At 74.0% G+C, this 26,714-nt stretch carries 25 protein-coding genes and 1 pseudogene; 10 read left to right on the forward strand and 16 right to left on the reverse strand.

Translation table 11 applies throughout. From position 1 onward, the window contains the following. Positions 1-109: 109 nt before the first annotated feature. Positions 110-757, forward strand: coding sequence for a DUF461 domain-containing protein (locus ACIGZJ_RS11945; protein ID WP_396457046.1), 648 nt, complete (start codon positions 110-112; stop codon positions 755-757). 99 nt (positions 758-856) lie between these two features. On the opposite strand, the gene ACIGZJ_RS11950 is transcribed toward ACIGZJ_RS11945, so the two are convergent. Both ACIGZJ_RS11950 and ACIGZJ_RS11955 read right to left on the reverse strand, forming a co-directional pair. Beyond that, positions 857-1,552 (reverse strand): response regulator, encoded by a 696-nt coding sequence (locus tag ACIGZJ_RS11950; protein WP_392937202.1) that lies wholly within the window; start codon positions 1,550-1,552, stop codon positions 857-859. Between the two features lie 2 nt (positions 1,553-1,554). Further along, positions 1,555-2,931, reverse strand: a complete 1,377-nt coding sequence (locus ACIGZJ_RS11955; RefSeq protein ID WP_396457047.1) for a sensor histidine kinase — start codon at positions 2,929-2,931, stop codon at positions 1,555-1,557. 307 nt (positions 2,932-3,238) lie between these two features. Between ACIGZJ_RS11955 and phoU the strand changes: the two genes are divergently transcribed. Next, the gene (gene phoU, locus ACIGZJ_RS11960; protein ID WP_392937196.1) at positions 3,239-3,922 is read left to right on the forward strand and encodes a phosphate signaling complex protein PhoU; all 684 of its coding nucleotides are present in this window, start codon (positions 3,239-3,241) and stop codon (positions 3,920-3,922) included. A gap of 528 nt (positions 3,923-4,450) precedes the next feature. Here the strand turns inward: phoU and ACIGZJ_RS11965 are convergent. Beyond that, positions 4,451-5,038 (reverse strand): lytic polysaccharide monooxygenase, encoded by a 588-nt coding sequence (locus ACIGZJ_RS11965; RefSeq protein ID WP_396457048.1) that lies wholly within the window; start codon positions 5,036-5,038, stop codon positions 4,451-4,453. A gap of 260 nt (positions 5,039-5,298) precedes the next feature. Then, on the reverse strand, positions 5,299-6,057 hold the full coding sequence (locus ACIGZJ_RS11970; RefSeq protein WP_392937191.1) for a phosphoglyceromutase: 759 nt from the start codon (positions 6,055-6,057) through the stop codon (positions 5,299-5,301). A gap of 202 nt (positions 6,058-6,259) precedes the next feature. Between ACIGZJ_RS11970 and ACIGZJ_RS11975 the strand changes: the two genes are divergently transcribed. Next, positions 6,260-7,549, forward strand: a complete 1,290-nt coding sequence (locus ACIGZJ_RS11975) for an MDR family MFS transporter (RefSeq protein ID WP_396457049.1) — start codon at positions 6,260-6,262, stop codon at positions 7,547-7,549. Here the strand turns inward: ACIGZJ_RS11975 and ACIGZJ_RS11980 are convergent. Both ACIGZJ_RS11980 and mshA read right to left on the reverse strand, forming a co-directional pair. Then, on the reverse strand, positions 7,546-8,076 hold the full coding sequence (locus ACIGZJ_RS11980; protein ID WP_396457050.1) for a YbjN domain-containing protein: 531 nt from the start codon (positions 8,074-8,076) through the stop codon (positions 7,546-7,548). The genes ACIGZJ_RS11975 and ACIGZJ_RS11980 overlap by 4 nt on opposite strands. 82 nt (positions 8,077-8,158) lie before the next feature. Further along, complete coding sequence (gene mshA, locus ACIGZJ_RS11985) at positions 8,159-9,472, reverse strand: D-inositol-3-phosphate glycosyltransferase (RefSeq protein WP_396457118.1); 1,314 nt, start codon at positions 9,470-9,472, stop codon at positions 8,159-8,161. A 415-nt stretch (positions 9,473-9,887) separates the two neighbouring features. Between mshA and ACIGZJ_RS11990 the strand changes: the two genes are divergently transcribed. After that, positions 9,888-10,718 (forward strand): class I SAM-dependent methyltransferase, encoded by an 831-nt coding sequence (locus tag ACIGZJ_RS11990; protein WP_392937183.1) that lies wholly within the window; start codon positions 9,888-9,890, stop codon positions 10,716-10,718. A gap of 174 nt (positions 10,719-10,892) precedes the next feature. Here ACIGZJ_RS11990 and ACIGZJ_RS11995 read toward each other — a convergent pair whose 3' ends face one another. Further along, positions 10,893-11,471, reverse strand: coding sequence for an O-acetyl-ADP-ribose deacetylase (locus ACIGZJ_RS11995; RefSeq protein ID WP_396457119.1), 579 nt, complete (start codon positions 11,469-11,471; stop codon positions 10,893-10,895). 233 nt (positions 11,472-11,704) lie between these two features. Between ACIGZJ_RS11995 and ACIGZJ_RS12000 the strand changes: the two genes are divergently transcribed. After that, positions 11,705-13,201, forward strand: a complete 1,497-nt coding sequence (locus ACIGZJ_RS12000; protein WP_396457051.1) for a SpoIIE family protein phosphatase — start codon at positions 11,705-11,707, stop codon at positions 13,199-13,201. Between the two features lie 98 nt (positions 13,202-13,299). Here ACIGZJ_RS12000 and ACIGZJ_RS12005 read toward each other — a convergent pair whose 3' ends face one another. The 3 genes from ACIGZJ_RS12005 to ACIGZJ_RS12015 form a co-directional block, all read right to left on the reverse strand. Beyond that, on the reverse strand, positions 13,300-13,653 hold the full coding sequence (locus ACIGZJ_RS12005) for a DUF2516 family protein (protein WP_392937178.1): 354 nt from the start codon (positions 13,651-13,653) through the stop codon (positions 13,300-13,302). Between the two features lie 134 nt (positions 13,654-13,787). Continuing rightward, positions 13,788-14,345, reverse strand: a complete 558-nt coding sequence (locus ACIGZJ_RS12010; protein WP_396457052.1) for a hypothetical protein — start codon at positions 14,343-14,345, stop codon at positions 13,788-13,790. A gap of 18 nt (positions 14,346-14,363) precedes the next feature. Beyond that, positions 14,364-14,774, reverse strand: a complete 411-nt coding sequence (locus ACIGZJ_RS12015; RefSeq protein ID WP_392937173.1) for a helix-turn-helix domain-containing protein — start codon at positions 14,772-14,774, stop codon at positions 14,364-14,366. A 125-nt stretch (positions 14,775-14,899) separates the two neighbouring features. Here ACIGZJ_RS12015 and ACIGZJ_RS12020 point away from each other — a divergent pair. Both ACIGZJ_RS12020 and ACIGZJ_RS12025 read left to right on the forward strand, forming a co-directional pair. Then, a pseudogene (locus ACIGZJ_RS12020) lies at positions 14,900-15,067 on the forward strand (class I SAM-dependent methyltransferase); the annotation flags it as partial. Between the two features lie 67 nt (positions 15,068-15,134). Further along, positions 15,135-15,563: a hypothetical protein gene (locus tag ACIGZJ_RS12025; RefSeq protein WP_396457053.1), complete on the forward strand. Its 429-nt coding sequence runs from the start codon at positions 15,135-15,137 to the stop codon at positions 15,561-15,563. A gap of 36 nt (positions 15,564-15,599) precedes the next feature. On the opposite strand, the gene ACIGZJ_RS12030 is transcribed toward ACIGZJ_RS12025, so the two are convergent. The 3 genes from ACIGZJ_RS12030 to ACIGZJ_RS12040 all read right to left on the reverse strand — a co-directional run bounded on the left by ACIGZJ_RS12030 (position 15,600) and on the right by ACIGZJ_RS12040 (position 20,356). Beyond that, complete coding sequence (locus ACIGZJ_RS12030) at positions 15,600-16,709, reverse strand: MerR family transcriptional regulator (RefSeq protein WP_396457054.1); 1,110 nt, start codon at positions 16,707-16,709, stop codon at positions 15,600-15,602. 195 nt (positions 16,710-16,904) lie between these two features. Beyond that, complete coding sequence (locus ACIGZJ_RS12035; protein WP_396457055.1) at positions 16,905-17,129, reverse strand: hypothetical protein; 225 nt, start codon at positions 17,127-17,129, stop codon at positions 16,905-16,907. Beyond that, entirely contained in the window at positions 17,126-20,356 is a 3,231-nt protein-coding gene (locus tag ACIGZJ_RS12040) for a DEAD/DEAH box helicase (RefSeq protein WP_396457056.1), read from the reverse strand. The genes ACIGZJ_RS12035 and ACIGZJ_RS12040 overlap by 4 nt, the downstream gene beginning before the upstream one ends. A 261-nt stretch (positions 20,357-20,617) precedes the next feature. Here ACIGZJ_RS12040 and ACIGZJ_RS12045 point away from each other — a divergent pair, with 261 nt between their 5' ends. After that, positions 20,618-21,226, forward strand: a complete 609-nt coding sequence (locus ACIGZJ_RS12045) for a YceI family protein (RefSeq protein ID WP_396457057.1) — start codon at positions 20,618-20,620, stop codon at positions 21,224-21,226. Positions 21,227-21,351: 125 nt separating this feature from the next. Here the strand turns inward: ACIGZJ_RS12045 and ACIGZJ_RS12050 are convergent, their stop codons facing one another. Next, a complete protein-coding gene (locus tag ACIGZJ_RS12050) occupies positions 21,352-22,317 on the reverse strand; it encodes a LysR family transcriptional regulator (RefSeq protein WP_396457058.1) in 966 nt (321 codons plus the stop codon). A gap of 110 nt (positions 22,318-22,427) precedes the next feature. Between ACIGZJ_RS12050 and ACIGZJ_RS12055 the strand changes: the two genes are divergently transcribed. Beyond that, on the forward strand, positions 22,428-23,585 hold the full coding sequence (locus ACIGZJ_RS12055) for an MFS transporter (protein WP_396457060.1): 1,158 nt from the start codon (positions 22,428-22,430) through the stop codon (positions 23,583-23,585). A gap of 169 nt (positions 23,586-23,754) precedes the next feature. Here the strand turns inward: ACIGZJ_RS12055 and ACIGZJ_RS12060 are convergent, their stop codons facing one another. Next, positions 23,755-24,306, reverse strand: a complete 552-nt coding sequence (locus tag ACIGZJ_RS12060; RefSeq protein ID WP_396457061.1) for a GNAT family N-acetyltransferase — start codon at positions 24,304-24,306, stop codon at positions 23,755-23,757. Positions 24,307-24,499: 193 nt separating this feature from the next. On the opposite strand from ACIGZJ_RS12060, the gene ACIGZJ_RS12065 reads away from it, so the two are divergent. Next, positions 24,500-25,303: a TetR family transcriptional regulator gene (locus ACIGZJ_RS12065; protein WP_396457120.1), complete on the forward strand. Its 804-nt coding sequence runs from the start codon at positions 24,500-24,502 to the stop codon at positions 25,301-25,303. A gap of 93 nt (positions 25,304-25,396) precedes the next feature. Here the strand turns inward: ACIGZJ_RS12065 and ACIGZJ_RS12070 are convergent, their stop codons facing one another. Further along, entirely contained in the window at positions 25,397-26,701 is a 1,305-nt protein-coding gene (locus ACIGZJ_RS12070) for a GNAT family N-acetyltransferase (RefSeq protein ID WP_396457062.1), read from the reverse strand. Positions 26,702-26,714: the final 13 nt, after the last annotated feature.

Raw genomic sequence — 26,714 nt, forward strand, 5'->3', positions numbered from 1 at the left:
CGGGAGCGCGACACGGGGACCCACCCCGTGAAGAGCGCATAAGCGAGGTCGATAATCTGAGACCTGACCACCCGACACGTGACCTTTACCTTTAGGAGAAGCCGCCGCCGTGAGCCGCAGCCTTCGACGCGGCAGCATCGCCGCCCTCGCCGCCCTGGCCATCGTTTCGCTGTCCTCCTGCGCGACCGGCAACTCGCCGGAGACCCTGGAGATCAAGCCGGACAACGCCTCGGCGACGCTCGGTACGAACCTCCGACTGAACAACATCGTCGTCGTCACCGGCGACGAGTCCTCGGGCGAGCACACCGGCCCCGCCAACGTGACGGTGAACATCAGCAACAGCGGCACCGAGCCGGTCGAGCTGGCGTCCATCACGGTGGGCGCCGGCGCGACCGCCGCCTTCGCCGACGAGAAGGGCGCCCCGCTGACCGGCATCGTCGTGCCGGCCGGTGGCGCGGTGCTGCTGGGCGGCGACGGCAACCCGTCCGCCAAGGTCGCCTCGGCCACCCTGAGCGTGGGCGGCTTCGTGCCGACCACGTTCGCCTTCAAGAGCGGCGACAAGGTCGCGGCCGAGGCCGCGGTCAGCCCGAACAAGGGCATCTACAAGGGCTACGGCCCGACCGCCTCCCCGGCGGCCGCGCCGTCCAAGTCCGCGCCGGCCTCGCCCGCCGCCTCCGGCTCGGCCGCCCCGGCCACCGCCTCCACCGGTGCGGCCACGCCGTCCGGCAGCGCCTCGACGGCCGCCGCCACGCACTGACGCGCGGCCCCTCGGGGCCGGGCACCACACGGGGGAGGCCCCCCTCCGGCGGATACCGGAGGGGGGCCTTCGCCGTGTGCCGCGGTCGGCCGCGGCGGTTTACGGCTCGAACTTGTAGCCCAGGCCACGCACCGTGACCAGGTAGCGCGGGGCGCCCGGGTCCGGCTCGATCTTCGCCCGCAGGCGCTTGACGTGGACGTCCAGGGTCTTGGTGTCGCCGACGTAGTCCGCGCCCCAGACCCGGTCGATCAGCTGCATCCGGGTGAGCACCCGGCCCGCGTTGCGCAGCAGCATCTCCAGCAGGTCGAACTCCTTGAGCGGCAGGTCGACCTTGGCGCCGTCCACCGTCACCACGTGGCGGTCCACGTCCATCCGGACCGGGCCCGCCTCCAGGGCGCCCGGGCCGCCGCCGTTGTCGCCGACACCGTCGGCCTCGCCGCGCCGGCGCAGCACCGCGCGGATCCGGGCGACCAGCTCGCGGGTGGAGTACGGCTTGGTGACGTAGTCGTCTGCGCCTATCTCCAGCCCGACGACCTTGTCGATCTCGCTGTCCTTGGCGGTCACCATGATCACCGGGACGTTGGAGCGCACCCGCAGCTGGCGGCAGACCTCGGTACCCGGCAGGCCCGGCAGCATCAGGTCGAGCAGGACGAGGTCGGCGCCGTTGCGTTCGAACTGCTCCAGGGCGTCGGGGCCGGTGGCGGCGATGGCCACCTCGAAGCCTTCCTTGCGGAGCATGTACGAGAGGGCGTCGCTGAACGACTCCTCGTCCTCGACCACCAGTACTCGGGTCACGATCAGGCCTCCGGGGCAAGCTGCTGGGTTGTGTCTGACAGGGGTGCTGCGGGCTCCCCGGTGGGGAGCGGGCGGTCCGGGCGGCCCGTGGTGGCCGTCCGGTCCGTGAGGGTCTTGGGGGCGGTGGCGGACGCGGCGGACACGGCGGTCCCGGCCTCGGCGTCGGGCGCCTGGCCGGCGGGCAGGCGCACGGTGAAGGTGGAGCCCTGGCCTTCGACGCTCCACACCGAGACGGTACCGCCGTGCGAGGCGGCCACGTGCTTGACGATGGAGAGGCCGAGGCCGGTGCCGCCGGTCTGCCGGGAGCGGGCGGGGTCGACCCGGTAGAACCGTTCGAAGACCCGCTCGCGGTCCTTCTCGGAGATGCCGATGCCCTGGTCGGTCACCGAGATCTCGATCAGCTCGCCGTCGGCCTCGCCGAGCGCGGCCGCGCTGGAGATCCGGCGGGTGGCGATCGCGACCCTGGTCCGCGGCGGGCTGTAGTTGACGGCGTTCTCGACCAGGTTGCCGAGCGCCGCGGCCAGCTGGCCGCGGTTGCCGTGCAGGTAGAGGCCGGCGATGCCGCCGGCCGCGATCAGGATCTGCTTGGCGGCGGCCTGCTGGCGGCAGCGGTCGATCGCCTCCGCGATCAGCTCGTCCACCGCGACCGGCTCCGGGTCGACCATCAGCCGGTCGTCCTGGACCCGGGAGAGGTCGATGATCTCCTGGACCAGGCTGGCCAGCCTGGTCGCCTCGATCTGCATCCGGCCGGCGAAGCGCTGGACGGCCTCCGGGTCGTCGGACGCGTCGGCGACCGCCTCGGAGAGCAGCGACAGCGCGCCGACCGGGGTCTTGAGCTCGTGGCTGACGTTGGCGACGAAGTCGCGGCGGACCGCCTCGACCCGGCGGCGGTCGGTCTGGTCCTCGACCAGGACCAGGACCAGCCGGGAGCCCAGCGGGGCGACCCGGACGGACACCGCGAGCGGTTCGGCGGCGCGGGCCGCGCCGGGGCGGGGCACCTCCAGTTCGACCTGGCGGATCTCGCCGTCCCGGCGGGTGGCGCGGGCCAGCGAGAGCATCTGGTCGACGGCGACGGCGCCGCCGCGGACCAGGCCCATGGCGTACGCCGCGGAGCTGGCCTTGACCACCTCGTCGCCCTCGCCGAGCACGATCGCGCAGGAGCGCAGCACGGAGAGTACGGTGTCGACCCCCGGCGGGAGGGGGGGTTCCTGGGGGCCGGCGCCCAGAGTCTGCTGCCGACCGCTGTTCTTGCCGCTGGTGCCGCTGTACCTGCCCCGGGCCTGTTCGCGCTCGCTCCAGCGGAATGCGATGGAGGCCGTGAGGCCGACGCCGAGCCCGGCTATGGCGCAGGCAGCGGCGGCGGCCACGTTCACGTCCATACCGCCAGCCTAAGCGCACAGTGCGGGCGCTCCCCCTGGGTCGGATCAAGGGATCGGCCGCACGTTGCCGAGAATTCACCTCCACGTAGCTGCCGATTCACCGCTCGGGTCGTGCGTGGTCGCCCGGACGGCCCAGAGTTGGCCACGCAGCCCGTGTGGGAGAGGGTGGCGGGCCGAACAGCCGTCCGTCGCCCCGGTGCGCGCGTAGCATTCGCGCCACCAGCAGCGGTCACTCGAACGCCGTACCGACGGTCGTCCGGGATGACCGGTCGGCACCGCCACCGACACAGCTACTGAGGAGAGAGCAATGCGCGACGCGTACCACGAGGAACTCGACTCGATCGGCGACAGCCTGGTCGAGATGGCCCGGCTGGTCGGTTCGGCCCTGGGGCGGGCCACCACGGCACTCCTCGACGCGGACCTGGAGCTGGCGGAGAGCGTGATCGCCGCCGACCAGAAGGTCAACGACCTGCACCACGAGCTGGAGAACCGGGCCATCGACCTGCTGGCCCGCCAGCAGCCGGTCGCCACCGACCTGCGCATCGTCGTCACCTCGCTGCGGATGAGCGCCGACCTGGAGCGCTGCGGCGACCTCGCCCGGCACGTGGCCAAGGTGGCGCGGCTGCGCTACCCCGAGTCGGCGGTGCCGAGCGACCTGCACGCGACCGTCCTGGAGCTCGGCCAGCTCGCCCAGCGGCTGGTGGCCAAGGCCGGTCTGGTGATCGCCACCAAGGACGTCGACAAGGCGCTGGAGCTGGAGCAGGACGACGACGCGATCGACGCGCTGCACCGCGAACTGTTCGCGCACCTGATCGACGACCGCTGGCACCACGGCATCGAGACCGCGGTGGACGTCACCCTGGTCGGCCGCTACTACGAGCGCTTCGCCGACCACGCGGTGTCGGTCGCCAAGCGCGTGGTGTACCTGGTGACCGGTGAGCACGTGGACGAGTTCGTGGCCTCCTCGGAGGCGGCCGCCGCCGCGGAGTGAACGCCGCGGCGGGCCCGTAGGGAGCGGGCGGGCGGCCCGGTGGGGTTCGTCGGGGTTCGTCGGGGCGGGGGCCTCGCCCCCGGCCGCGGGTAAACCTCGGGCGGGGGGTGGTGAGGGCGCACGGCATCTCGGGTGCCCCACCACTGCGCGCCCGTTGACGCTCCGTCCGCTCGGCGGTTTCACTCGATGCCGTAGGCACCGAAGTGTGCCCGTCACAAGGAGGGTCCAGCGCGATGAAGGCAAACCCGACCCGACCGACACCGGCACACGACACCGTAGAGCCGCCCGCTCCGAAGCTGCTGCCGGTCCTCGCGGCCGGTTGCGGCTGCGGCCCGGGCTGCGGCTGCGGCTGCCAGTCCGGCGCGCCCTGCCAGTGCGGCGGCGCCACGGGCGGCTGCTGCGGCCACTGACGCCGGCGGCCGGTTACCGCAGGCAGGCTCCGTGGTGCACGGCCGCCGTGGGAGACGGTCGTGCACCCCGGAGCCCGGCCCCCGTCCGGCTGCGGGGCCGGGCTCCGATCCGGCCCGGTCAGAACCTCACGTCGGTGCAGGAGTAGAAGGCGTTGCCGGTGTCGGCGATCTCCCAGACCGCGACCACGACCTGGTGACCGGTCCGGCCGCCGGGGAGCACGGCCTTGTGGCTGACCGTGCTCGGGATCTGCGTCCCGTTGTAGGGGACGGTGAGGAACGGCGTGAGCTCCAGGCTCGCACGGGTCACCGGCTGGGCCGCGTTGTAGCCGGCCTTGGTGAGGTAGTACTTGAAGTTCGTGGTGGCGTGCCGCGCGGTGAACTTCCAGGTGAAGGTGAGCTGCTGCCCCGCCGTGACCGCGGTGGTGGGCCAGTTGCCGCCGCGCGGGGCGTCCAGCTCGGCGAACCGTGAGTTGCCTCCGGCGCAGATGGCGCCGTCGGCCGGACCCCTGGTCGGGAAGCCCTTCGGGCCCTCGACGCTCTGCGGCTCCCACTGGATCTCACCGCAGCCGGTGACGGTGCCGGCCGCGCAGAGCGCGGCCCGGCTGGGCGGGGTCGTGATGTAGCCGTGCGACTGGGCCGGCAGGGCCAGCGTGAGCGGTACCGCGAGCGCGGCCAGCGCCGCCCCGACGATATGACGTTTGCGCATGGTGCTCCTCCGTGGGGGTGGATGGAGAGTGCGCCGGGCGCAGTCACGCGCGCGTGGGGGTGCGGCGGACCAGGGGTCTTGGGGACGACCTCTGGCATGCCTGCGCCAGGTCGGTGCTCACACGGTAGGAGCCGCCACCGGGGCCGTCAATGGTCTGAACCACTTTTGCAGCAGCCAACAACCCACCCCCGCAGCGGAGTTGAACGACAAAGACCCCACCCCCCGATATCCGGGGAGCGGGGCCTGAGCAGTGTCGGGCCTTACTTCTTGCCCTGGTTCTTGACCGCCTCGATGGCGGCCGCGGCGGCGTCCGCGTCCAGGTAGCGGCCGCCCTTGGCGACGGGCTTGAAGTCGGCGTCCAGCTCGTACACCAGCGGGATGCCGGTCGGGATGTTGAGGCCGGCGATGTCCTCGTCGGAGATGCCGTCCAGGTGCTTGACCAGCGCGCGCAGGCTGTTGCCGTGGGCGGTGACCAGGACGGTCTTGCCGGCGGCCAGGTCCGGGACGATGGCGTCGTACCAGTACGGGAGCATCCGCTCGACGACGTCCTTCAGGCACTCGGTGGCCGGACGCAGCTCGCTCGGGATGTCGGCGTAGCGGGCGTCACCGGCCTGCGAGTACTCGGCGTCGTCGGCCAGCACCGGCGGCGGGGTGTCGTAGGAGCGGCGCCACAGCTGGAACTGCTCCTCGCCGAACTCGGCCAGGGTCTGGGCCTTGTCCTTGCCCTGGAGGGCACCGTAGTGGCGCTCGTTCAGACGCCAGCTGCGGCTGACCGGGATCCAGTGCCGGTCGGCCTTGTCCAGGGCGATCTGCGAGGTGCGGATGGCGCGGCGCAGCAGCGAGGTGTGCACCACATCGGGGAAGAAGCCCTCGGCGGCGAGCAGCTCGCCGCCGCGTGCGGCCTCCTTCTCGCCCTTCTCGTTGAGGTCGACGTCGACCCAACCGGTGAACAGGTTCTTCTGGTTCCACTGGCTCTCGCCGTGGCGGAGGAGGATGAGTCGGTACGTCGTGTCAGCCATGGCGCCCAGCTTAGTGGAGGCGGGGAAAACCCCCTGGTCGGGACCACCCCCTCTGTGTAATGTGTGCAAAGCACTTGTGACACTTACCACGACCGCTGTCCGGGACCACCGGTACCGCTCAGCGGAAGTCTGCCGCCGGGAGCCCGACATGCCGTCCCACCTGCCCGTCCTCGCCCGTGTCCAAAGAGCCGCGCGCGAGTCGATGGGCGGTCTGCCGCGGCAGTTCTGGTGGCTCTGGACGTCGACCCTGATCAACAAGCTGGGCGCGTTCGTGGTGACGTTCCTGGCGTTGTACCTCACTACCGACCGCGGTTACTCGGCCTCGTACGCGGGCCTGGTCGCCTCGCTGTTCGGCCTCGGCGCGGCGATCGCGTCGATCGGTGCCGGGGTCCTGACCGACCGGATCGGGCGCCGCCCCACGCTGGTCGCCGCCCAGCTCGGCACCGCGCTGTTCACCGCGGTGCTCGGGTTCACGGACGGCCAGGTGGCCATCGCCGTGGTCGCCTTCCTGGTCGGTCTGTGCAACAACGCGACCCGGCCAGCCACCTCGGCGATCATCGCGGACATCGTGCCCGCCCAGGACCGGGTCCGCGCCTACGCGCTGAACTACTGGGCGATCAACATCGGCTTCGGCATCTCGGCGGCCGCCGCCGGGCTGATCGCCACCCACGGCTATCTGACGCTGTTCCTGCTGGACGCGCTCTCCACCCTGGTCTGCGCGGTCGTGATCTTCGTCCGGATCCCCGAGACCCGGCCGGACACCCCGGCCGGCCCCGCCGACCGGCCGACCGTCGGCCTCGGCACGGTCTTCCGGGACACCCGTTTCATGGCGGTGGTCGGGCTCACCCTGCTGCTCGCGCTGGTCGCCCAGCAGGGCAGCACCACCCTGGCCGTGGACATGGGCCGGGCCGGGATCTCGGCCACCCAGTACGGCCTGGTGATCGGCCTCAACGGCCTGCTGATCGTGCTGCTGCAGATCCCGCTCACCCGCTGGATGGAGGGGCGCAACCGCACGGCGCTGCTGGTCGCCAGCGCGCTGTTCATGGGCTGGGGGTTCGGGCTGACCGCGCTGGCCGGCTCCTCGGCGTGGTTCTACGCGTTCACCGTCGCGGTCTGGACGATCGGCGAGATCCTGAACGCGCCGACCATGATGGGCCTGGTCGCGGAGCTGTCGCCGACCCATGCCCGCGGCCGCTACCAGGGCGTCTACTCGCTGTCCTGGTCGCTGGCGTCGTTCCTCGGCCCGGCGGTCGGCGGGGTGCTGCTGGAGCACGCGGGCAGCGGGGTGATGTGGGGCGCCTGTGCGGCGTGCGGCACGCTCGCGGCGGTGGGCTACGCCGTGCTGGGGCGGCGGCCCGGGGCGGCGACGGCCTCCGCGGTGGCGGCCGGCCGGCCGGCGCAGGCCGAGGCGGGCGCCGAGGCTAAGGCCGCGGCGGGCGCCGAAGCGATCGATGGGGCGGACGTCGGGGTGAAGCCCGCCCCGGCCTGTTAGGCCTTGTCCGGGGTCCGGTCCCCGGCCGGGGCCGCGAGGTGGGCGAAGGCGGCCAGGTTGCGGGTGGACTCCCCGCGCTTGGTCCGCCACTCCCACTCACGCCGGATCGCCGAGGCGAAGCCCAGCTCCAGCAGCGTGTTGAACGGCTCGTCTGCGTTCTCCAGCACCGTGCCGAGCAGCCGGTCCACGGTGTCCGCGCTGAGCGCCTCCAGCGGCAGCCGGCCCGCCAGGTAGACGTCGCCGAGCGGGTCGATCGCGTAGGCGACCCCGTACAGCCTGGTGTTGCGCTCCAGCAGCCAGCGGTAGACGCCCTCGTGGTTCTCGTCCGGGCGGCGGATCACGAAGGCGTTCACCGAGAGGGTGTGGTCGCCGACCCGCAGGGCGCAGGCGGTACTCAGCTTCCGGGTGCCCTGGAGGGTCACGACCAGCGTGTACGGGTCGGCGGCGGCCGGCTCCCAGGCCGCCCCGGTGTCGTCCAGGGCGGTGCGCAGGAGGGTCAGGGCCTCGCCCTTGGTGCGGATTGCCATGAGGGTGACGTTACTCGGCGGTACCGGAGGGCGCAGCAGCGACCGGGCCCGCCGGACGGGCGTCACCGCCGGCGGCGGACGCTCACGCCAGCCACAGGCGGGACCCGGTGAGCCTCCCCGCCGGGCGGGCCAGGCTGCCGGCGTACACCTCGGCGGTGGTCGCGGCCGCGGTGTCCCAGCCGAAACCGGCCGCGTGCCGGGCCGCCGCCTCGCCCTGCCGGGCCACCAGGGCCGGCTCGGTGACGTACGGCTCCAGCGCGTGCGCCCAGGCCAGCGGGTCGTGGCCGTGCACCAGCGCCCCGGTGTGGCCGTCCCGGACGGCCACCGGAAGGCCGCCGACCGCGGCCGCCACCACCGGGGTGCCGCAGGCCTGCGCCTCCAGGGCGACCAGCCCGAAGGACTCGCTGTACGAGGGCATCACCAGCGCCGTCGCGGCCCGGTACCACTCGGCGAGCAGGGCCTGGCCGACCGGCGGGTGGAACCGGACCACGTCCCCGATGCCCAGCTGGGCGGCGAGCTTGTGCAGGCTCTCCGGCCGGGCCAGCCCGGTGCCGGACGGGCCGCCGACCACCGGCACCACCAGCCGCTCGCGCAGCTCCGGTCGGCGCTCCAGCAGTGCGGCGACGGCGCGCAGCAGTACGTCCGGGGCCTTCAGCGGCTGTATCCGGCCGGCGAAGAGCAGCACGGCGGCGTCCTGCGGCAGGCCGAGGCGGGCCCGCGCGGCGCTCCGGGCGCCTGGGCCGCCGGGGCGGAAGACGTCCAGGTTGACGCCGGGGTGGACGACGGCGAGCTGGTCCGGGCGGGCCGCGTAGTGCAGCGCCAGCTCGGCGGCCTCCTCGGTGGTGTTGGCGATCAGCCGGTCGGCGGCCTCCACCACCTGGGTCTCGCCGATGACGCGGGCGGCCGGCTCGGGGGTGTCGCCCTCGGCCAGCGCGGCGTTCTTGACCTTCGCCATGGTGTGCATGGTGTGCACCAGCGGCACTCCCCAGCGCTGGGCGGCCAGCCAGCCGACCTGGCCGGAGAGCCAGTAGTGCGAGTGCACCAGGTCGTAGTGGCCGGGGCGGTGGCCGGCCTCGGTGCGCAGCACCCCGTGGGTGAAGGCGCAGAGCTGGGCCGGCAGGTCCTCCTTGACCAGGCCCTCGTAGGGGCCGGCGGTGACGTGCCGGACCAGGACACCGGGGGCGAGCTCGACGGTGGGGGCGTCGTCCGAGCAGATCGACCGGGTGAACACCTCGACCTCGATGTCGAGGTCGGCGAGCCGCTTGGCGAGCTCCACGATGTAGACGTTCATGCCGCCCGCGTCACCGGTACCGGGCTGGTGGAGCGGCGAGGTGTGGACGCTGAGCATCGCTATCCGGCGCGGGCGGCGCTGGCGGCCCGTGACGAGCGACTGGATCCGGCCGCGGGCCGGCGAGCTCGGCTGGGCACGGCGTACCGGACGGACGGGGTGCTGGATCACCTGGCTGAAGCCTCCTCTGTACTGCCCGGTCACTGCAGCCTGCTGTCTGCTGCTCGGTCTGTGCGCGTCCGCCCATGCCGCACCGCCTCGCCGGGGGTGCGGCGCGGCGGCATGCTGCCCCGTCCGGGCACACATCACCACCAGTGTGCCAACCACCTGGTCACCGATCGGCATTCCCGTCCCGGCCGACGAGATGGCGCGGGCGGGCGGCGGGGCCCGGTCCGGGCGGTGAGCCGGGGCGGGCGGAGCCGCGCGGGCGCTCCCGGCGCACCCCGGGTACGGGCGCCCGGCGTGCCCGTCATGAGGTGGCCGGCGGAGGGCGGCGGGCGGGGTTCCGCGTACCCTTCTGGGCATGCCCGCCTCCTTCGACGCCGCCGCCGCGCCTGCCCGAGGGCGCCCGGGGCGGCCGGTGGGGACGGTCACCCGCGGGACCACCAACACCAACCGGCTCCGTCGGATGGACCGCTGGATCGCCCACACGCTGGGCCCCGCGCTGCGCTCCGCCGACCGCCCGCCGGTGGCCGTCGACCTGGGGTACGGCGCCGCGCCGTGGACGGCGGTCGAGCTGTCCGGGCGGCTGCGGGCCGTGCGCCCGGACGTCCGGGTGGTGGGGATCGAGATCGAGCCGGAGCGGGTCGCGGCGGCGCTGCCGTACGCCGAGCCGCCGCTGCTGACCTTCCGCCGCGGCGGCTTCGAGGTCCCGCTGGACGGCGGCGCTCCGGCCGGGCTGATCCGGGCCGCCAACGTGCTGCGGCAGTACGACGAGGCCGCGGTGGCCGGGGTCTGGGAGCGGCTCTGCGCCCGGCTGGCCCCGGACGGGCTGCTGGTCGAGGGGACCTGCGACGAGATCGGTCGGCGGCACGTCTGGGTCGCGCTCGGCCCGGAGGGGCCCCGGACGGTCACCTTCGCGGCCCGGCTCGGCGGACTGGGGCAGCCGTCCGACCTGGCCGAACGGCTGCCGAAGGCGCTGATCCACCACAACGTGCCGGGCCGCCCGGTGCACGCCTTCCTCGGCGACTTCGACCGGGCCTGGGCGGCGGCCGCACCGTACGGGGCGTTCGGCGCCCGACAGCGCTGGGTGGCCGCGTGCACGGCGCTGGCGGGCAGCTGGCCGCTGGTGGACGCGCGCGGGCGCTGGCGGCAGGGCGAGGTCACGGTGCCCTGGACGGCGCTCGCACCGTAGGCCGGGTCCGACGCGGGGCCGCTCCACGGGCGGCCGACCGGCCCGGGAGCTGATGAGCGAGCCCGGGGATTCACTCGAACGAGTTATCGAATACCTCTGGCGTGTTGACGCCCCCTCACGCCACCATGGGGACACCCGAGCGGCACCACCACGGCCGCCCGGGGCACCGGCCGCTCAACCGTCCAGACCGCCCCGCTCGACCTCGTTCAACCTGCGCAGCTCCACCTCGAACGCCCCGTACGCCTCCGCCCCGAACAGCACGAACCGCACCTCTTCCAGCTCCGCCTCCGCCCCCGGCCGTCGACCCCGCACCAGGTCGGCGACGGTGCCGAGCGCGATCCGGGCCGCATCCTCCAGCGGCCACCCGTACACCCCGGCGGACACCGCCGGGAAGGCCACCGTGCTCGCGCCGAGCCGCACCGCCGCCCGCAGCGACTCGCGGTAGCAGGAGGCCAACAGTTCGGCCCTGCCGTCGTAGTCCTCCGCCCGATAGACCGGCCCCACCGTGTGCACCACCCAGCGGGCCGGAAGCAGCCCGGCCGTCGTCGCCACGGCCTGCCCGGCGGGCAGGCCCTTGCCCCAGTGCGAGGCGCGCAGCCGGCGGCAGTCCTCCAGAATCAGCGGTCCGCCCTTGCGGTGGATCGCACCGTCCACCCCGCCGCCGCCCAGCAGGGAGGAATTGGCGGCGTTCACCACCACGTCCACCTGCTGTTCCGTGATGTCACCCTTGACCAGAGTGATCCGCGTCACCATCATCCAGCCCTTTCCTGCCCGCCCCCGCGCCTGCCGGTACGGGGCTCGGCCGCTGTCCCAGTCCGTCCATCACACCGCCACCGGCGTGGCAATAGCCACAACGGCGCCGGCCAGCCAGAGAAATCCCCGGAGATCACGTTATGGTCGCGAGACATTCCCCGACGCACGGTGCCAGGCGGGCACTGCGGACGGACTCCGACCGTTACGCACTCGGGGAAAGGGAGGATCAACCGATGCCCGCAACGGGAGACGGGCGGGTGCCTGGTGCCGCAGACCTGCCGGGCGCCCTCGACGGCACCCTCTCCGGCCATGCCCGCAAGCGGCCCGGTCCCGCCGAGCAGTCGACGGGACGCGTCACCGTCACCCCCCAGATACCTCACCCCCGGGCGAACGCCGGCAGCGCCCTCCCCTCCCCCGCCTCCGCTCCGGCCAGGGGCCCCGCCCCCTCCGCCGCACCGCTCAAGCTGCTGGTGATCGAGGACGACGCCTCCGACGTCCAGCTGATCAAGGCCGCGGTGGCCGACAGCGGCACCTCCATCGAGGTCCACTGGGCCCGCGGGCTGGAACAGGCCACCGAGCTGCTGGGCACCGCCCCGTCGTGGAACCGGCGCGGCCGCCCGCGCGGCACCGACTTCAGCTGCGTCCTGCTCGACCTCGCCGCCCCCGCCGACCTGCCGCACCCCTCGGACGCCTCCGACGGCCTGGAGGGCCTGCACGAGCTGCTCCGCCGGGCCCCGCGCACCGCGGTCGTGGTGCTCACCGACGCCGCCGGAGCCGAGCTGGGCGCCGCCGCCGTGGCGGCCGGCGCCCAGGACTTCCTGATCAAGAACGAGACGGACGGCCCGCTGCTGGCCCGGGCGCTGCGCTACGCGGTCGAGCGCCGACGGGCCGACGAGTCGCAGCGCCGTCTGGTCGAGGCCGAGCTGCGCGGCCAGGAGAACGCCCGGCTCCAGCGCCATCTGCTGCCCACCCCGCTGCTGGACGGCGCCGGCCTCTCCTTCACCCGGCGCTACCGCCCCGGCCGCCGCCGTGCCCTGCTCGGCGGCGACTTCTACGACGCCGTCCGCACCGACGACGGCACCGTCCACGTGGTGATCGGCGATGTCTGCGGCCACGGCCCCGACGAGGCCGCCCTCGGGGTGGCGCTCCGGATAGCGTGGCGCACCCTCGTCTTCGCCGGCCTCACCGGCGAGGCCCTGCTGACCACCCTCCAGCACGTCCTGGAGCACGAGCGGCGCAGCGACGAGATCTTCGCGACGCTCTGCATGCTGGTCATCGAGCCCGGCGCGGGCCCCGGCGAACTCACCTCGCTCGGCGCCCCCGAGTACGCCCGGCTCTATCTGGCCGGCCACCCCGCGCCGCTGCTGCTGAGCCGGGACCGCAAGCCCGTGATGCTCCCCGCCGATCTCGCCGGGCCCGCGCTCGGCCTGCTGCCCTGCGACGACGGCCAGGCCGTCTGGCCCACGCAGCGAATCGAACTGTCGCCCGGCTGGCGGCTGTTGCTCTACACCGACGGCCTGATCGAAGGCCGGGTCGGCGCCGGCTCCCGCCGCCTCGGGCAGGACGGACTGGCCGATCTGATCGGCGACCACCAGTCCGCCGGGCTGACCAGGGGCCGACTGGTCGACAGCGCCATCGCCGAGGTCGAGGAGCTCAACGGCGGCGCGCTGACGGATGATGTCGCGGTGCTGCTGCTGGAGCGCAACCCCGTCCAGCTGATCCTGGGCTGACCTGGACCGGACAGGCATCGAGCCCCGGCGCGCGGTTCGTCACGCGCGCCGGGGCTCGATGCCTGTGTCTGTCCGCTGCCTGCCTTACGGCCGGCGGTCTACCAGGGCCCGTACGGCCCCATGTTGCGCCGGTCGTCCCGTCCGCCGCCCCGGTTGGTCAGCTCCCGGATCGCCGGACGCACGTCGACCATGTAGACGATCGCCGCGACCAGGCCGCCGAGGGTCAGGAAGCTGGTCAGGAAGTTCGCCCCGAACAGCAGGTCCAGCCCGAACGCGATACCCAGCAGGACCAGCCAGAACGCCTTGGTCTTCTTGTCGGCCGCCCGGTAGCCGTCCTCCGGACGGGTGGCGGCGTCGAGAAGCGCGAACAGCTTGAAGCCCAGGATGGCGATGGCCAACCACCAGAACGGATTCAGGTAGTCCAAGTCCAGCAACTGGACCAGTCCGCCCATCACGGCCTCCTCTTCGTCTCTGTGCCGGCACCCCGTCCGCCCATCCTGGCACGGCGCTGCGGGCGGCACGGGGTCAACGTACCGGGCTCACCGGATGTGCCCCGGCGGGCCGGGCCGCAACCGGCCTCGGCCTGCTACTCGGCGGTCTTCTTCGTGCGGGCGGCCTTCTTCGGCGCGGGCGCGGGCGCGTCCTCGGCCGCGTCCTCCTCGACCAGCTCCGCCTCGATCGGCTCCTTCTCGGCCTTGGCGTCGGCCTGCGCGTCGGTCTTCGAGCCGGTCTTCGCGTCGGCGTGCTGCGGCTCTGCGAGCTCGCCCGGTCGGCCCCGGTCCACGACGCCCTTGCCGCGCTCGGCCAGCTCGTCGTAGGCCTCCTTGGCCTTCACCGCGAGCTCGACGGCCCGGCCCACCTGCTGGAGGGCGAAGGTCTGGGCCTTCTCCTGCAGCACCTTGAGGTCGGTCGGCAGCGTCGTGACGCCGTCCGTCACCTTCGCCTGAGCCTCGACCAGCCGGGCCTGGGCCTCCTGGAGCGCGGCGGTGGCCTTCTCCTGGGTGCCCTTGCGGTCCGCCGCCAGCGCCTCGACCTTGCCCGGCACCTCGCGCAGCTTCTCGTACGCGAGGTCGCCCGCACCTGCGAGGGCGTAGAGCGGGGTCGGGTCGCTCAGGGTCTTCTTGATCTCGTCCGTGATCGGCATGGCCGGTCCTCCCGGTGTCTAGGTTTCTGGGCCATCGGCTTGCGGGCCGTCGGCTTGGGGGCCGTCGGACGCCGCGTCCTGGTGAGCGGCGTTCTCCTTGAGGAAGGCGTCGTAGACCGCGAGCAGCGCCTGCTTCTGCTGCTCGTTGATCAGCGGATCGGCCAGGATCGAGGCCCGTAGCTCCAGGCCCTCGCCCCGCCGCTCCTCCAGGATCCCGGCCTGGACGTACAGCGTCTCCGCCGAGATCCGCAGCGCCTTCGCGATCTGCTGCAGGATCTCCGCGCTCGGCTTGCGCAACCCTCGCTCGATCTGGCTGAGGTAGGGGTTGGACACGCCGGCGGCCTCCGCCAGCTGCCGCAGCGAGTACTGCGCGTTCCTCCGCTGCTCGCGGATGTACTCGCCCAGCGAACCGACATTCAGTGAGGCCATGCCACCACCCTGCCCGACGCTGCTTGCAAATGCAAGCACGGTGCTAGCAGCAGCAAACGCGCCGGGTCCGCCCGGGGTATCCGGTCGAGCTCCTCGATCTGGTGCTGGAATATGCGGGTCGGCCGGTGCGGACCGCTCTGGAGATCGGCGCCGGAACCGGCAAGGCGACGCGTCTGTTCGCCGGGCGCGGGGTCGCGGTCACCGCGACCGAGCCCGACGAGGCGATGCTCGCCGAGTTGCGCAGGCATGTGCCGGCCGACGTCAGGACGGAGCGGGCCGCATTCGAGGAGCTTCCCTTGGGCGAGCGGTACGGGCTGGTCTACGCGGCGTCGGCTCTGCACTGGACGAACCCGGCCGCCGGTGGGCCGCTGGCCGCGGATGGCGGCGCTGCTGGCGCCCGGCGGCGTGTTCGCCTCGTTCGCCGGCCCGGTCCGGCTGGCCGACCTGGAGCTGGCACGGGCCGTCCAGCAGGCCCGACCGCCCTTCCTGGACAGCGACGAGATCCCGTCCCCTGACGGCACGCCGCCGGAGCAGGCCATGCAGTGGCCGGGCACCGAACTCCAGCAGTCCGAGTGGTTCACCGACGTGCGGCAGGCGGAGATCCAACGGCCGCTCACGATGACCGCCCAGGAGTACATGGACCACCTGTCGACCGTCTCGGCCTACCTGATCCTGTCGGCCGCAGACCGGGAGCAGGTGTTCCGCCGGATCCGGGAGGTGCTTCCCGGCACGGTCGAGCTGGACGCCGACCTGACCGTGCACCTCGCCCGCCGCAGGCCGGAGGAGTAGCACGGCCACGGCCTGCGGCGGCTTCGGGCTCGGGGGTCAGGCGGGTTGGGGGATCCGGATCGGCATCAGCAGGGAGAAGGTGCCGTCCCGGCCGGGGGTGCGGATGGCGAGCGGTGCGATGGGGCCGCCGAGTTCGAGCACGAGCTGCTCGGGGGCCCCGGCCCGGAGGGCGTCCAGCAGGAAGTCGCGGTTGACGGCCACCCGGAGGCCGTCGTCGGTCGGGGCGCCCTCGTCGGCCGGGGCGACGGTGAGGCGGCCGCCGTGGTCGACGGCGAGCACGGTGACCTCGCAGGCGGCGCCGTGCGGACCGGAGGGCAGGCTGCGGGTGGCCCCGGACTCGACGGCGCGGCGCAGCTCGGGGGCGGACAGGCCGATCCGGCGGCCCGGGTCGACGCGGACCAGCGGGCGGTAGTCGGGGTAGTCGTGGTCCAGGGTGGCGCCCTCGATCCGATGGCCGCCGGTCTCGGCCCGGACCAGGCCGGTGCCGAGGGTCAGCTCCGCCTCCTCGGCGCCCGCGCCGAGCAGGGCGCGGATGCCGTCGGCCAGCGCCGCCGGGACGATCACGCTCGCCGCACCGGGCTCGAACGCGGCACCGCGGACCGGCAGTTCGGCCGTTGCCAGCCGGTAGCGGTCGGTGGCGACCAGGCGCAGCACCCCGCCGTCCAGGTCGAACAGCACACCGGCCAGGACCGGCATCCCGGGATCGTGGCCGACGGCGAAGCGGACGGCGTCCAGGGCGGCCGCCAGCTCCTCGGCGGCGACGGTGAAGCGGTGTTCGGTGGGGGTGGCGGTCACGGGGTTCTCCCTCTGGTCGATCAGTGCTCGGATCAGGGAGAGCTCACGGCGGGCGTCGGCGAGGCCGTCCTCCAGTCGGCGCAGATGCGCGTCGACCACGCGGTGGGCGGCCCCGGAGCCCGGGGCCGCACCGAGCACGGCCCGGATGTCGGCGAGCGGCAGGCCCACCCGCCGAAGCCGGCAGAGCAGCCGGGCGTCGGCGAGTTGCCGGGGCCCGTACCAGCGGTAGCCGCTCTGCGGGTCGACCCAGGCGGGGGTGAGCACGTCGGCGCCGTCGTAGAAGCGCAGCGCGCTGACGCCGAGGCCGCTGTCGCGGGCCAGTTCGCCGATGCTGCGCAGATCGCTCTCCATACCGGGGACTCTCGGGTCTCGACCAGGTCGAGGGTCAAGCCCGGCCGGGGGCATCGCCCGTCCCGGCGATGAGGGTGAGCGCGGCCTGGACCTGGGCCTCGGGGGTGTCCGTCACCCGGGCGACGCTACCGCACCGGGATCCGGGGACAGCCCGGCCGAAGGTGCGACCGGCCCACCCGGAGCGCCCCTGCGGCCTCAGGCCCGGAAGTGCACGTAGGCCGGGGCCAGCAGGTCGGCGAGGTCGCTGCCGCGCACGGTGATCCCGGACGGGCCGAGGCGTCGCAGCGAAGGCTCCTCCGGGTCGTCCGGCCCGGCGGCCCCCAGGGTGAAAGCGCCGCGCCAGTAGTCGGCGACCGTCACCGTCTCGGCCGCGGTGTCGTCCGACGCCGGCTGCTCCGGCTGCTCCGGCTGCCCGGTCAAAGCTCCTCCTCCTCGGCCACCGCGTCCCGGGAGAGGGCGACCAGTTCGTGCAGCGCCTCGGCGGAGAGCCTGGTCAGCCACTGCTCCCCCTCCCCCACCACCGCCTCGGCCAACGCGCGCTTGCCCGCCAGCAGTTCGTCGATCCGCTCCTCGATCGTGCCGACGCAGACCAGCCGGCGGACCTGGACGTCCCGGCGCTGCCCGATCCGGAACGCCCGGTCGGTGGCCTGCTCCTCCACCGCGGGGTTCCACCAGCGGTCGAGGTGCACCACCTGGTTGGCGGCGGTGAGGTTGAGGCCGGTACCGCCCGCGCGCAGCGAGAGCAGGAACACCCGTGGCCCGTCCGGGGACTGGAAGCGGTCCACGAGCTCCTGGCGGCGCGCCCGGGACACCCTGCCGTGCAGGTGGAGCACCTCCTCCCCGAGCCGGCGGGCCAGGTGCGGCTGGAGCATCGCGCCGAACTCCGCGTACTGGGTGAAGACCAGCGTGCGGTCGCCGTCGGCGAGGGCCTGCGCGAGGATCTCCTCCAGTCGGGCCACCTTGCCCGATCGATCACCCAACGCCGAACCGTCGTGCAGCAGTTGGGCCGGGTGGTTGCAGGCCTGCTTGAGCTTGCCGATGGCCGCCAGCACGGTGCCGCGCCGCTGCACGCCCTTGATGCCCTGCACCCGCTGCAACAGGTCGGCCACCACGGCCTGGTAGAGGCCGGCCTGTTCGGCGGTGAGGTTGCACCAGACGGTCATCTCCTGCTTGGCGGGCAGCTCGACCGCCACCGCCGGATCGGACTTGAGCCGTCGCAGCACGAACGGGCCGGTGCGACGCTGGAGTTCGGCCGTGAGGTCCGGGTTGCGGTGCAGTTCGACCGGGATCGCATAGCGCTCCTTGAAGCGCTCGGCCGAGCCGAAGAGGCCGGGGTTGGCGAAGTCCAGGACGGCGTGCAGCTCGGCCAGCCGGTTCTCCACCGGGGTGCCGGTCAGGGCGATCCGGTGCACGGTGACCGGCAGCGCGCGGATCGCCCGGGACTGCGCGGTGCCGAGGTTCTTGATGTGCTGCGCCTCGTCCGCGACCACGCGGCGCCAGCGGACCGCGCGCAGCGCCGCGAGGTCGCGCTGGACCAGGCCGTAGGTGGTGACGACCAGGTCCGCCCCCTCGGCGGCGGCGCGCAGTTCGTCCTCGGCGAGGCGGCCGGAGCCGTGGTGGACGTACAGCCGCAGGCCGGGGGCGAACCGCTCGGCCTCCCGCTGCCAGTTGCCGACCAGGGACATCGGGCAGACCAGCAGGGTCGGCCCGGCGGCCCCCTCGGCCCGTTCCACGGCGAGCAGGGCCAGGGTCTGGACGGTCTTGCCGAGGCCCATGTCGTCGGCCAGGACGGCGCCGAGGCGGAGTCCGGCGAGTCCGCGCAGCCAGGCCAACCCGCGCTCCTGGTAAGGGCGGAGGGTGGCGCCGAAGTCGGCCGGGAGCACGGTCGCGGGGGCCGCGGCGGTACGCCCGGCGAGCAGGTCGCCGAGCGGACCGGTCGCCCGGACCGCGGTGACCGGCAGACCCGCCACGGTGGCCTCGGGGTCGAGGGCGGTGCGCAGCAGGCTCGTGGTGGACACCACTCCGTCGCGGCGGTGGGCGAGAAAGGCCAGCGCGGCGGCGATCTGCGCGGGGTCGGCCTCGATCCACCTGCCGCGCACCCGGACCAGGCCCTGTTTGGCGGCGGCGAGGTCGGCGAGCTCCTGTTCGGTGAGCGGGTCGGCGTCGTCGCCGAGGGCGGCCTGCCAGCGGAAGGCGACCACCGCGTCCCGGTCCACCTGGGCGGCGACGGCGAGCGAGCCGGGGGCGGGGGGCGTGGTGGCCTGCAGGGCGAGCCCGAGCCGGGGGCGGCGGCGCCACCAGGCGGGCAGCAGTACCCCGAAGCCGGACTCGGCCAGGACGGGGGCGGCGGTGCGCAGGAAGTCGAGTGCACCGGCCCGGTCGATGGTCAGCGCCGCCGGGCGGGCCCGGTGGCGCAGCCCGTCCAGGGCGGGCCAGCGGTGGGCGGCCCTGGCCAGCTCGGACAGCAGGACGCCGGCCGGGTCCTCCGCCGTCCGGGCGAGGGCGGCCAGCGACGAGCCGCCCTCGTGCAGGTCGGCGGCCCGGACCAGCAGGGAGGGCTCGTCGACGGCCTGGAGCAGGAGCTCGACCTGCCAGTGGTCGTCGGAGGGGCTCCCCTCGGGGTCGTCCGGGTCGGGACCGAGTGGCTCCAACAGTCGGAAGCAGAGCCGCAGTCGGGGCTCTGCGGGCTCGGCGGCGGCGTACCAGGCGGCGAGCCGGCGCTGCAGCTCGGCGAAGTCGTCCGCGCCGTCGCCGGGGGTGCCGGATCGGCCGGGCTCCGGGGCGGGGTCGGGCGCGGGTTCCGGTGCGGGGGCGAGTCGGCCGTCCGGTGCGGACAGGGCGGCGAGCCAGCGTTCGGCGGCGCCCGGGCGGGCACTGGCGGACGGGCGCAGCGGCGCCGGGGGCGCGTCGGCGAGGGCGGCCCGCGCCTCGGCGTCCACCAGGGCGGTCAGGGCCGCCGCCAGCAGTTCCTCCGGATCGCGGCCGGACGCGCCGCCGACCGGCCACTCGCCCCGGCCGACCGGCGGGCAGCCCGCCGCCAGGGCAGCGGCCTCACGGCGCTCGGCCGGGCCCGGGTCCGGTTGCCAGCGGGCGTGCGGGGCGCCGCCCTCCAGCACCGCCACCGGTAGCACCCGGCCCCGGCCGACCGTCCGCCAGGCGAGGTCGTGCACGCCCGTGAGCCAGCGCAGCGAAGGGCCGTAGGTGACCTCGACCCGGCCGGTGCCGGGGAGTTCGGCGCCGGTGACGGCCCAGTGCGGGTCGAACACCTCACCGAGCAGCTGGGCCGCCGCACCCGCGTCGAACAGCAGCGCGGGCACCCGCCACGGCTGCAGGGTGGCGGCCCCGCGCAGGGGCGTGACCGGCAGGTCGGGAGAGGGCGCGGGCCGCCCGCCGGCGGTGGGCAGCAGCAGGGTGGACCACCGCTCGGGGGCCTGCCCGGCCAACCAGCCCAGGCCGGGGCCGATACCGCCCATCAGGGTGGCCAGGTCACCGGCAGGGAGGGCGTAGCCGTGGGCCCGGGGGGCGGGCCGGTCGGCCGGCTCGTGCCCGGATTCGTAGGCCCGGGCATCCTCGGCCCAGAGCGCCAGCCGCCCGTCCGCCCGCCAGAGCGCGTGCAGGACGAACATCGACGGGCCTCCGGTGGTCACGCGGTACGGACCTTCGAAGGGTATCCGGCCGCGGCGGGGCCGACGCGGACAGGAAATCGCCCCGCCCTCGCCCCAACCGAAGCGGGAAGCCCGAAGCGGAGAGCCCTCGGCGGGAGCCCCGCCGACGAGGGCCGCCCGGGTGCTTCCCGGGGCCGTTCGGCGGACCCTCGGCACGCATGGTTGAACTTTGAACGAAACGGGTCTATGGTGGAGCCAACAAGTTGAAGCCTAAACAAACGGCTTCCGACCCGAGGAGGAGCCATGGGCATCTTCAACCGCACCAAGACCACCACCGCCGTCGCCGTCGCCGAGGCCCCCGCCGGGCCGGAGCTGGGCCACCTCACCGGCGACTGGACCATCGACACCACCCACAGCGAGGTCGGCTTCTCGGTGCGCCACGCGATGGTGACGAACGTCAAGGGCCGCTTCACCGAGTACGACGGCAAGCTGCACCTGAACGGGACGACGCCGACCGACTCCAGCGCCGAGCTGGTCATCAAGGTCGCGAGCATCGACACCAACCAGGCCCAGCGCGACGAGCACCTGCGCACCGGCGACTTCTTCGCCGCCGAGGCCCACCCCGAGATCCGCTTCCGCTCCACCTCCGCCGAGCGGCTGCGCGGCGACTCGTACCGGATGACCGGCGACCTCACCATCAAGGGCACCACCCGCCAGGTCGTCCTGGACCTGGACTACACCGGCAGCGCCACCGACGCGTACGGCGCCGAGCGGGTCGGCTTCGAGGGCTCGGCCGTCCTGGACCGCACCGACTGGGGCCTGACGTACAACGCCGCCCTGGAGACCGGGGGCGTCCTGATCGGCGAGAAGGTCAAGCTCAGCTTCGACATCTCCGCCGTCAAGGCCGCCTGACCCGGCCTCCGCCGCCGCACCGAGAACGCCTCGCCCCTGCCGACCCCCGAGCGGCAGGGGCGAGGTCGTCCCCGGCCACAACAACCGCCGGGGGCCCGGCAATCCCCGAATCCGCGGGAAAATCGTCAGACCGTCAGCAGCGCCGCGTCCGCGTCCGGCAGCCAGCTGCCCGCCGGGCGGCGCAGCCAGCCCTCGCGCGCGCCGAGCCCCGCCGCCGCCTCGGCCAGCGCCGTCAGCCCCGGGTGGCGCAGCTGCGGGCGGCACACCAGGCTGACCAGGCTGAGCGGCACCGGGTCGACCAGCGGCACGTTCACCACACCGGGGATCAGCGGTCCGCCGGTGGTGGTCAGCATCGGATCGCCGTGCCGGGTGAGGTAGCGGGCCGTCTCGTCGACCCCGACCGGCGGCACGTACGGCGCGGCCGGGGTCAGCCCGTGCTCGCGCAGCAGTCTGCCGCCCAGCTCGGCCCACTCGGTGGTGGCCGGGTTGCCGGCGCAGACGTCCACCGGGTGGTCGGCCAGCTCCGCGAGGCGCAGCACCGGCCGGTCGGCGAGCGGGTGGCCGACCGCCATCATCACCGAGATCCGCTCCAACCGCACCGGGGTCTGGTGGAGTTGGGCGCGCTGCCCGGCAGCCAGCCCGGCGAATCGGCCGAACGAGACGTCCAGCCGGTGGGCCAGCAGCTCGCCGGCCGCCGCCGCGAGGCCACCGTGGAACCGGGCCAGGATCTCGCCCTGCGGCCAGGCGGCGCGGGCCTGTTCGAGGATCCGGGCGGAGGTCAGATCCGGTCCGGTGACGTCGCTGTTCAGGTCGAGCAGCAGCGGGCGGTGCGCCGCGTCCGTGACCAGTTCGTCGTGCAGGTCCAGCAGCCTGCGGGCCTTGGGCAGCAACCGCAGCCCGGCCGGGGTGAGTTCGACGCTGCGGGTGCTCCTGGTGAACAGCGCGTCGCCGAACAGGCCCTCCAGTGAGCGGATGTCCCGGCTGAGCGCCTGCTGGGCGATGTGCAGGCGCTCGGCGGCCCGGCCGAAGTGGAGGGTCTCGGCGGTCGCGACGAAGCCGCGCAGCAGACGGGGGTGCAGGTCACGGGACATGGCGGCAGATTAACAACATGATGTTGTGAATGCGGCGAAACAGGTGTTGGACCGCCGACGAGCGGCTCCGCGACGCTGGGGACATCCACCCCCTTCTCCTTCGGAGTCCCATGCCCGTCTCGTACCGCCGGCTGTTCGCCCTGCCCGGCACCGCCGCCTTCACCCTGGCCGGGCTGCTCGGCCGCCTCCCGCTGTCGATGACCGGCGTCGCCCTGGTGGTGCTGATCAGCGAGCGGCGCGGCTCGTACGCGCTGGCGGGCACCGTCGCGGCGGCCGGGCTGGCCACCGGGGCGATCGGACTGCCACTGATCGGACGGCTGGTGGACCGGTACGGGCAGGCACGGGTGACCGTACCGGCCGTGCTGTACAACGCCGTTCCGCTCACCGGGCTGCTGCTCTGCGTCCGGTTCGGCGCGCCGGACTGGACGCTGTACGCGTGCTGGGCGGCGAGCGCGGGCGCGCCGAACCTGGGCGGTATGGCCCGGTCCCGCTGGGCGCACCTGTACCGGGCGGACCCGGCGGCCCGGCACCTGGCCAACTCCCTCGAACAGGCACTGGACGAGCTGTGCTTCATGGCCGGGCCGGTGCTGGCGCTGCTGCTCTGCACCACGGTGGCGCCGGAGGCCGGGCTGATCACTGCGGGCGTGCTCGGCACCGCGGGCGCGCTGCTGTTCGCCGCCCAGCGGCGGACCGAGCCGCCGCTCACCGCGGCCACCGCCAGGGAGCGGCACGGCTCGCCGCTGCGGGTGCCCGGGCTGCGGGTCATGCTGCTGACCTTCCTGGCCACCGGCGCGCTCTTCGGCTCGCTGGAGGTCACCACCCTCGCGTACGCCGACGCGCTCGGCCGGAAGCCGCTGGCGGGCGTGCTGCTGGGCTTGGTGGCGGGCGGATCCTGTGTGGCGGGGCTGGTCTTCGGGCTGCTGCGGCCGCGCCGGGCGGCGGGTACCCGCTTCCTGCTGGGGGTCGCGGCGATGGCCGGGCTGCTGCTCCTGCCGCTGGCGGCGGGGCTGGGCGGTGCCGGTCTCGGCGTGCTCGGGGCGGTGCTGTTCGTGGCCGGGTCGGGCACCGCGCCGACCATGGTCACCGGGATGACGCTGGTGCAGGAGCTGCTGCCGCAGCGGCAGCTGAACGAGGGGATGGCCGTCGCGGTGCCGGCATCGTGGTCGGCATCTCGGCCGGCGCGGCCCTGGGCGGGACGGTCGCCGAGCACGGCGCCCCGGGCACCGGCTACTGGCTGCCGGCCGGCGCAGCCGCGCTCGCCCTGCTGATCGCCCTCGCCGGCCGCCGCCACCTGCGGGGACCGCGCGACCGCACCGCGGCCGGCACCGCGGCGGCAACGGGATCGGCGGGACCGGTCGGGACGTCCGAAGGCCGCGGGCACACTGTCGAGCCGCTGGTGACGGCGCGCCTGGTGGACCGGGGGGTGCCGGCGACGGTCTACGACACCGACTGACCCGCCACCGCGCGAAGCGCCTCGGCCGACCAGGTGTACTCGTACTCGGGCAGCACGTACCCGCCCGGGAAGACGCCCTCCTGCTCGGCGGTGCGGCGCCCGCCCTCGCGCTCGTAGAAGGCCACGGCGCGGGTGTTCCCGCACAGCACCTCCAGATAGAGGTCGGCCCCGGGGTGCTGCCGTGCGACGTGCTCACGAGCCGCGGCCAGCAGTGCGCGGCCGATGCCGCCACCGGTACGGCCCGGCCGGATGTGCAGGTTGTCGAGCAGGACCCGCCCGTCCGGCTGCGGGACGACGTACGCGAAGCCCACGGCGCTCCCGGCCTCCTCGGCGATCAGGAGTTCGGGGGTGTTGGCCGGCTCGCCGTAGTCGACGGAGAGCCGCAGCGCCCAGACCTCGTACCGCTCGCCGGTGAGCCCGTCGCCGAGCGCCGCCTCGGGGACGATCCCGGTGTAGGCCGTGCGCCAGCTGCGGGCGTGCAGCTCGGCGACGGCCGCGGCGTCCTGCGCGGTACCCCGACGAATGGTGGCGTTCATGTGACGAGCCTCCCACACCCCGGACTTGAACATGTTCAAGTCCTGCCCCTAGAGTCATCCCCATGCTTTTGAACGCGTTCGAAAGAATGAGGGGCGGAGCGGCGGCACCGGATGCGGAGGGGGCATCCGGTGCCGTTCGCACCGACACCGGTTGGAGCTGAGCGATCCGGCTAGGCTCGTGGCCGTGGACGATCTGGCAGCGACGAACGGAACGAACGGCACCGGCGGCACGGACAGCCCGGAGGGGGCGGACGGTACGCCGACGGCGGCACCGCCCGCCGAGCCGCGCGGCAGCCGCGCCCAGCCGAAGACCGACAAGAGCGAGCAGACCCGCGCGCTGATCCTGGAGACGGCCATGCGGCTGTTCCAGGAACGCGGCTACGAGAAGACGACCATGCGCGCCATCGCCGCCGAGGCGGGCGTCTCGGTCGGCAACGCCTACTACTACTTCTCGTCGAAGGAATTCCTCATCCAGGGGTTCTACGACCGGATGACCTACGAGCACGCCGCCGACGCCCGGCGCCGGATGGCCGGCACCAAGGACTTCACCGAGCGCCTGGAGATCGCGGTGGCCTCCTGGGTCGACTGCGCGGCGCCGTACCACGAGTTCGCCGCCCAGTTCTTCCGTACCGCGGCCGACCCGACCAGCTCGCTGAGCCCGTTCTCCAATGAGTCCCACCCGGCCCGGGCCACCGCGGTCGAGCTGTTCCGCGAGGTGCTGACCGGCTCCGACCTCGCCCCCAAGCTGGACGCCGAACTGGCCGAGCTGCTGCCCGACCTGCTCTGGCTCAACCTGATGGTCGTCGTCCTCTACTGGGTCTTCGACCGCACCCCGGACACCGAGCGCACCCGCGAGTACATCCACCGCTCGACCCCGATGGTCGCCCGGGTCATCAACCTCTCCCGCTACCGGGTGTTCCGGCCGATCGTCCGGGACGCCAAGGGACTCATCCAGGACTTCATCCTGCCCACCATCGGGAAGACCGCCGTCAAGTAGGAGGACTGCCGTCAAGTGGCGCGACGGCACCCGCCACCGTCCCGGTCGGGGCGGCGGCGGGTGCCGTCGGGGACCTGCGCCGTAGGGCGCCGGTCAGAAGCTGTCCGGGTTCCAGGCGAGCAGCGGGGTGCGCAGCAGCAGGTCGGCGGCCGCGGCGGCGCCCGGGCGGAGCTCGGTGACCAGACCGGCGGCGGCCAGCCTGGGCGCGGTCTCGCCGCCCAGGTAGAGCGAGCCGAGGGCGGTGACGTCCAGGGCGAGGTCGGCGTCGTCCGCGGTGCGGGTGGCCCGGCCGGTGCCGTCGGCGGCGGCCTCGATGGCCCAGCGGCCGGCGGCGTAGCCGTGGCGGTCCGCGACGTCGAGCACGATCCGGCCGGGGGCGCCGTACGTCCGGGCGGCGAAGGCCGCCTCGACGTCGAGGACCCGCAGCCACATGAAGTCGGCGTTCTCCACGTACGGGGTGGCGGCGCGCGGGTCGGCCAGCAGCAGCGGCAGCGGGTCGTCCGGGCCGATGTTCTCGATGACGACCTTGCGCACCCAGTCGACGGAGAGGACGAAGCGCCACAGTTCGGCGGCGGTGGCCCGGTCGAGGGCGAGGAAGTCGACGACGGTCAGGGTGCAGTTGGGGTAGCTGCCGTCCCAGGTGTCGTCCACCTTGTAGGCCGCGTAGCCGGTGACGTTGCCCTCGGCGTCCCGGTGGACGACCGCGAACGGCTCCTTGAACTCGAAGCCGGGCACCTGGATCTCGCCGGTCTGGCGCTTCCACCAGAGCTCGTCCCGGGCGATCGCGCCGGGCTGGGTGAGCCGCCAGCGGTCGTGCAGCTCGGGGCCCAGCTTGCGCATCTCCTCCATGGTGGCGAAGTCGACCCGCCCGCCGGGCACGGTGGGCAGGCCGGCGCGCAGGCCGCGGGCACGCTGCAGGTCGACGTTCCACCCGTGGCCGCGGGTGGCCGGGCCGAAGCCGAACCGGCCGTAGATGTTGTACTCGGCGGCGATCAGGATGGCGACCGGCAGGCCGCGCTCGCGGGCGGCCGCGAGGTCCCGGGTGATCATCCGGCTGAGCAGGCCGCGCCGCCGGTGGGTGGCGCTGACGGTGACGGAGGTGACGGCGTCCGCCTGGACGGTGGCCCCTCCGGGGACGGTCAGCTCGGTGTCGAAGCTGCGGTAGGTGGCGACGTGGCGGCCGCCGTCCAGCGCGGCGAGCAGGCGGCCGGGCTGCCACTGGAGCCGCCGGTAGTCGGCGGCGCTGTCCACGTGGGAGCGGAGGAACCCGAGGGCCAGCGCCCTGTCCCACGCGACGATCTCGTCCTCGGCGATCGCGCGGATCTCGACGCCGCCGGCGCCCTCTTCCGGTCGGCCGCTCCCCGGATCACGGGTCACGCCGTGTACATCATTGCCCATCGGCCCACCGTAC

Source organism: Kitasatospora sp. NPDC052868, from assembly GCF_044547105.1.
In the GTDB taxonomy this organism is placed as follows: domain Bacteria; phylum Actinomycetota; class Actinomycetes; order Streptomycetales; family Streptomycetaceae; genus Kitasatospora.

Bases quoted from the DNA above. Each gene is read 5' to 3' on its own strand.
- ACIGZJ_RS11955 (WP_396457047.1), bottom strand. From the start codon at position 2,931: ATGGACGTGAACGTGGCCGCCGCCGCTGCCTGCGCCATAGCCGGGCTC.
- phoU (WP_392937196.1), top strand. From the start codon at position 3,239: ATGCGCGACGCGTACCACGAGGAACTCGACTCGATCGGCGACAGCCTG.
- ACIGZJ_RS11965 (WP_396457048.1), bottom strand. From the start codon at position 5,038: ATGCGCAAACGTCATATCGTCGGGGCGGCGCTGGCCGCGCTCGCGGTA.
- ACIGZJ_RS11970 (WP_392937191.1), bottom strand. From the start codon at position 6,057: ATGGCTGACACGACGTACCGACTCATCCTCCTCCGCCACGGCGAGAGC.
- ACIGZJ_RS11975 (WP_396457049.1), top strand. From the start codon at position 6,260: ATGGGCGGTCTGCCGCGGCAGTTCTGGTGGCTCTGGACGTCGACCCTG.
- ACIGZJ_RS11980 (WP_396457050.1), bottom strand. From the start codon at position 8,076: ATGGCAATCCGCACCAAGGGCGAGGCCCTGACCCTCCTGCGCACCGCC.
- ACIGZJ_RS11990 (WP_392937183.1), top strand. From the start codon at position 9,888: ATGCCCGCCTCCTTCGACGCCGCCGCCGCGCCTGCCCGAGGGCGCCCG.
- ACIGZJ_RS11995 (WP_396457119.1), bottom strand. From the start codon at position 11,471: ATGGTGACGCGGATCACTCTGGTCAAGGGTGACATCACGGAACAGCAG.
- ACIGZJ_RS12000 (WP_396457051.1), top strand. From the start codon at position 11,705: ATGCCCGCAACGGGAGACGGGCGGGTGCCTGGTGCCGCAGACCTGCCG.
- ACIGZJ_RS12005 (WP_392937178.1), bottom strand. From the start codon at position 13,653: ATGGGCGGACTGGTCCAGTTGCTGGACTTGGACTACCTGAATCCGTTC.
- ACIGZJ_RS12010 (WP_396457052.1), bottom strand. From the start codon at position 14,345: ATGCCGATCACGGACGAGATCAAGAAGACCCTGAGCGACCCGACCCCG.
- ACIGZJ_RS12015 (WP_392937173.1), bottom strand. From the start codon at position 14,774: ATGGCCTCACTGAATGTCGGTTCGCTGGGCGAGTACATCCGCGAGCAG.
- ACIGZJ_RS12030 (WP_396457054.1), bottom strand. From the start codon at position 16,709: ATGGAGAGCGATCTGCGCAGCATCGGCGAACTGGCCCGCGACAGCGGC.
- ACIGZJ_RS12045 (WP_396457057.1), top strand. From the start codon at position 20,618: ATGGGCATCTTCAACCGCACCAAGACCACCACCGCCGTCGCCGTCGCC.
- ACIGZJ_RS12050 (WP_396457058.1), bottom strand. From the start codon at position 22,317: ATGTCCCGTGACCTGCACCCCCGTCTGCTGCGCGGCTTCGTCGCGACC.
- ACIGZJ_RS12055 (WP_396457060.1), top strand. From the start codon at position 22,428: ATGCCCGTCTCGTACCGCCGGCTGTTCGCCCTGCCCGGCACCGCCGCC.
- ACIGZJ_RS12060 (WP_396457061.1), bottom strand. From the start codon at position 24,306: ATGAACGCCACCATTCGTCGGGGTACCGCGCAGGACGCCGCGGCCGTC.
- ACIGZJ_RS12070 (WP_396457062.1), bottom strand. From the start codon at position 26,701: ATGGGCAATGATGTACACGGCGTGACCCGTGATCCGGGGAGCGGCCGA.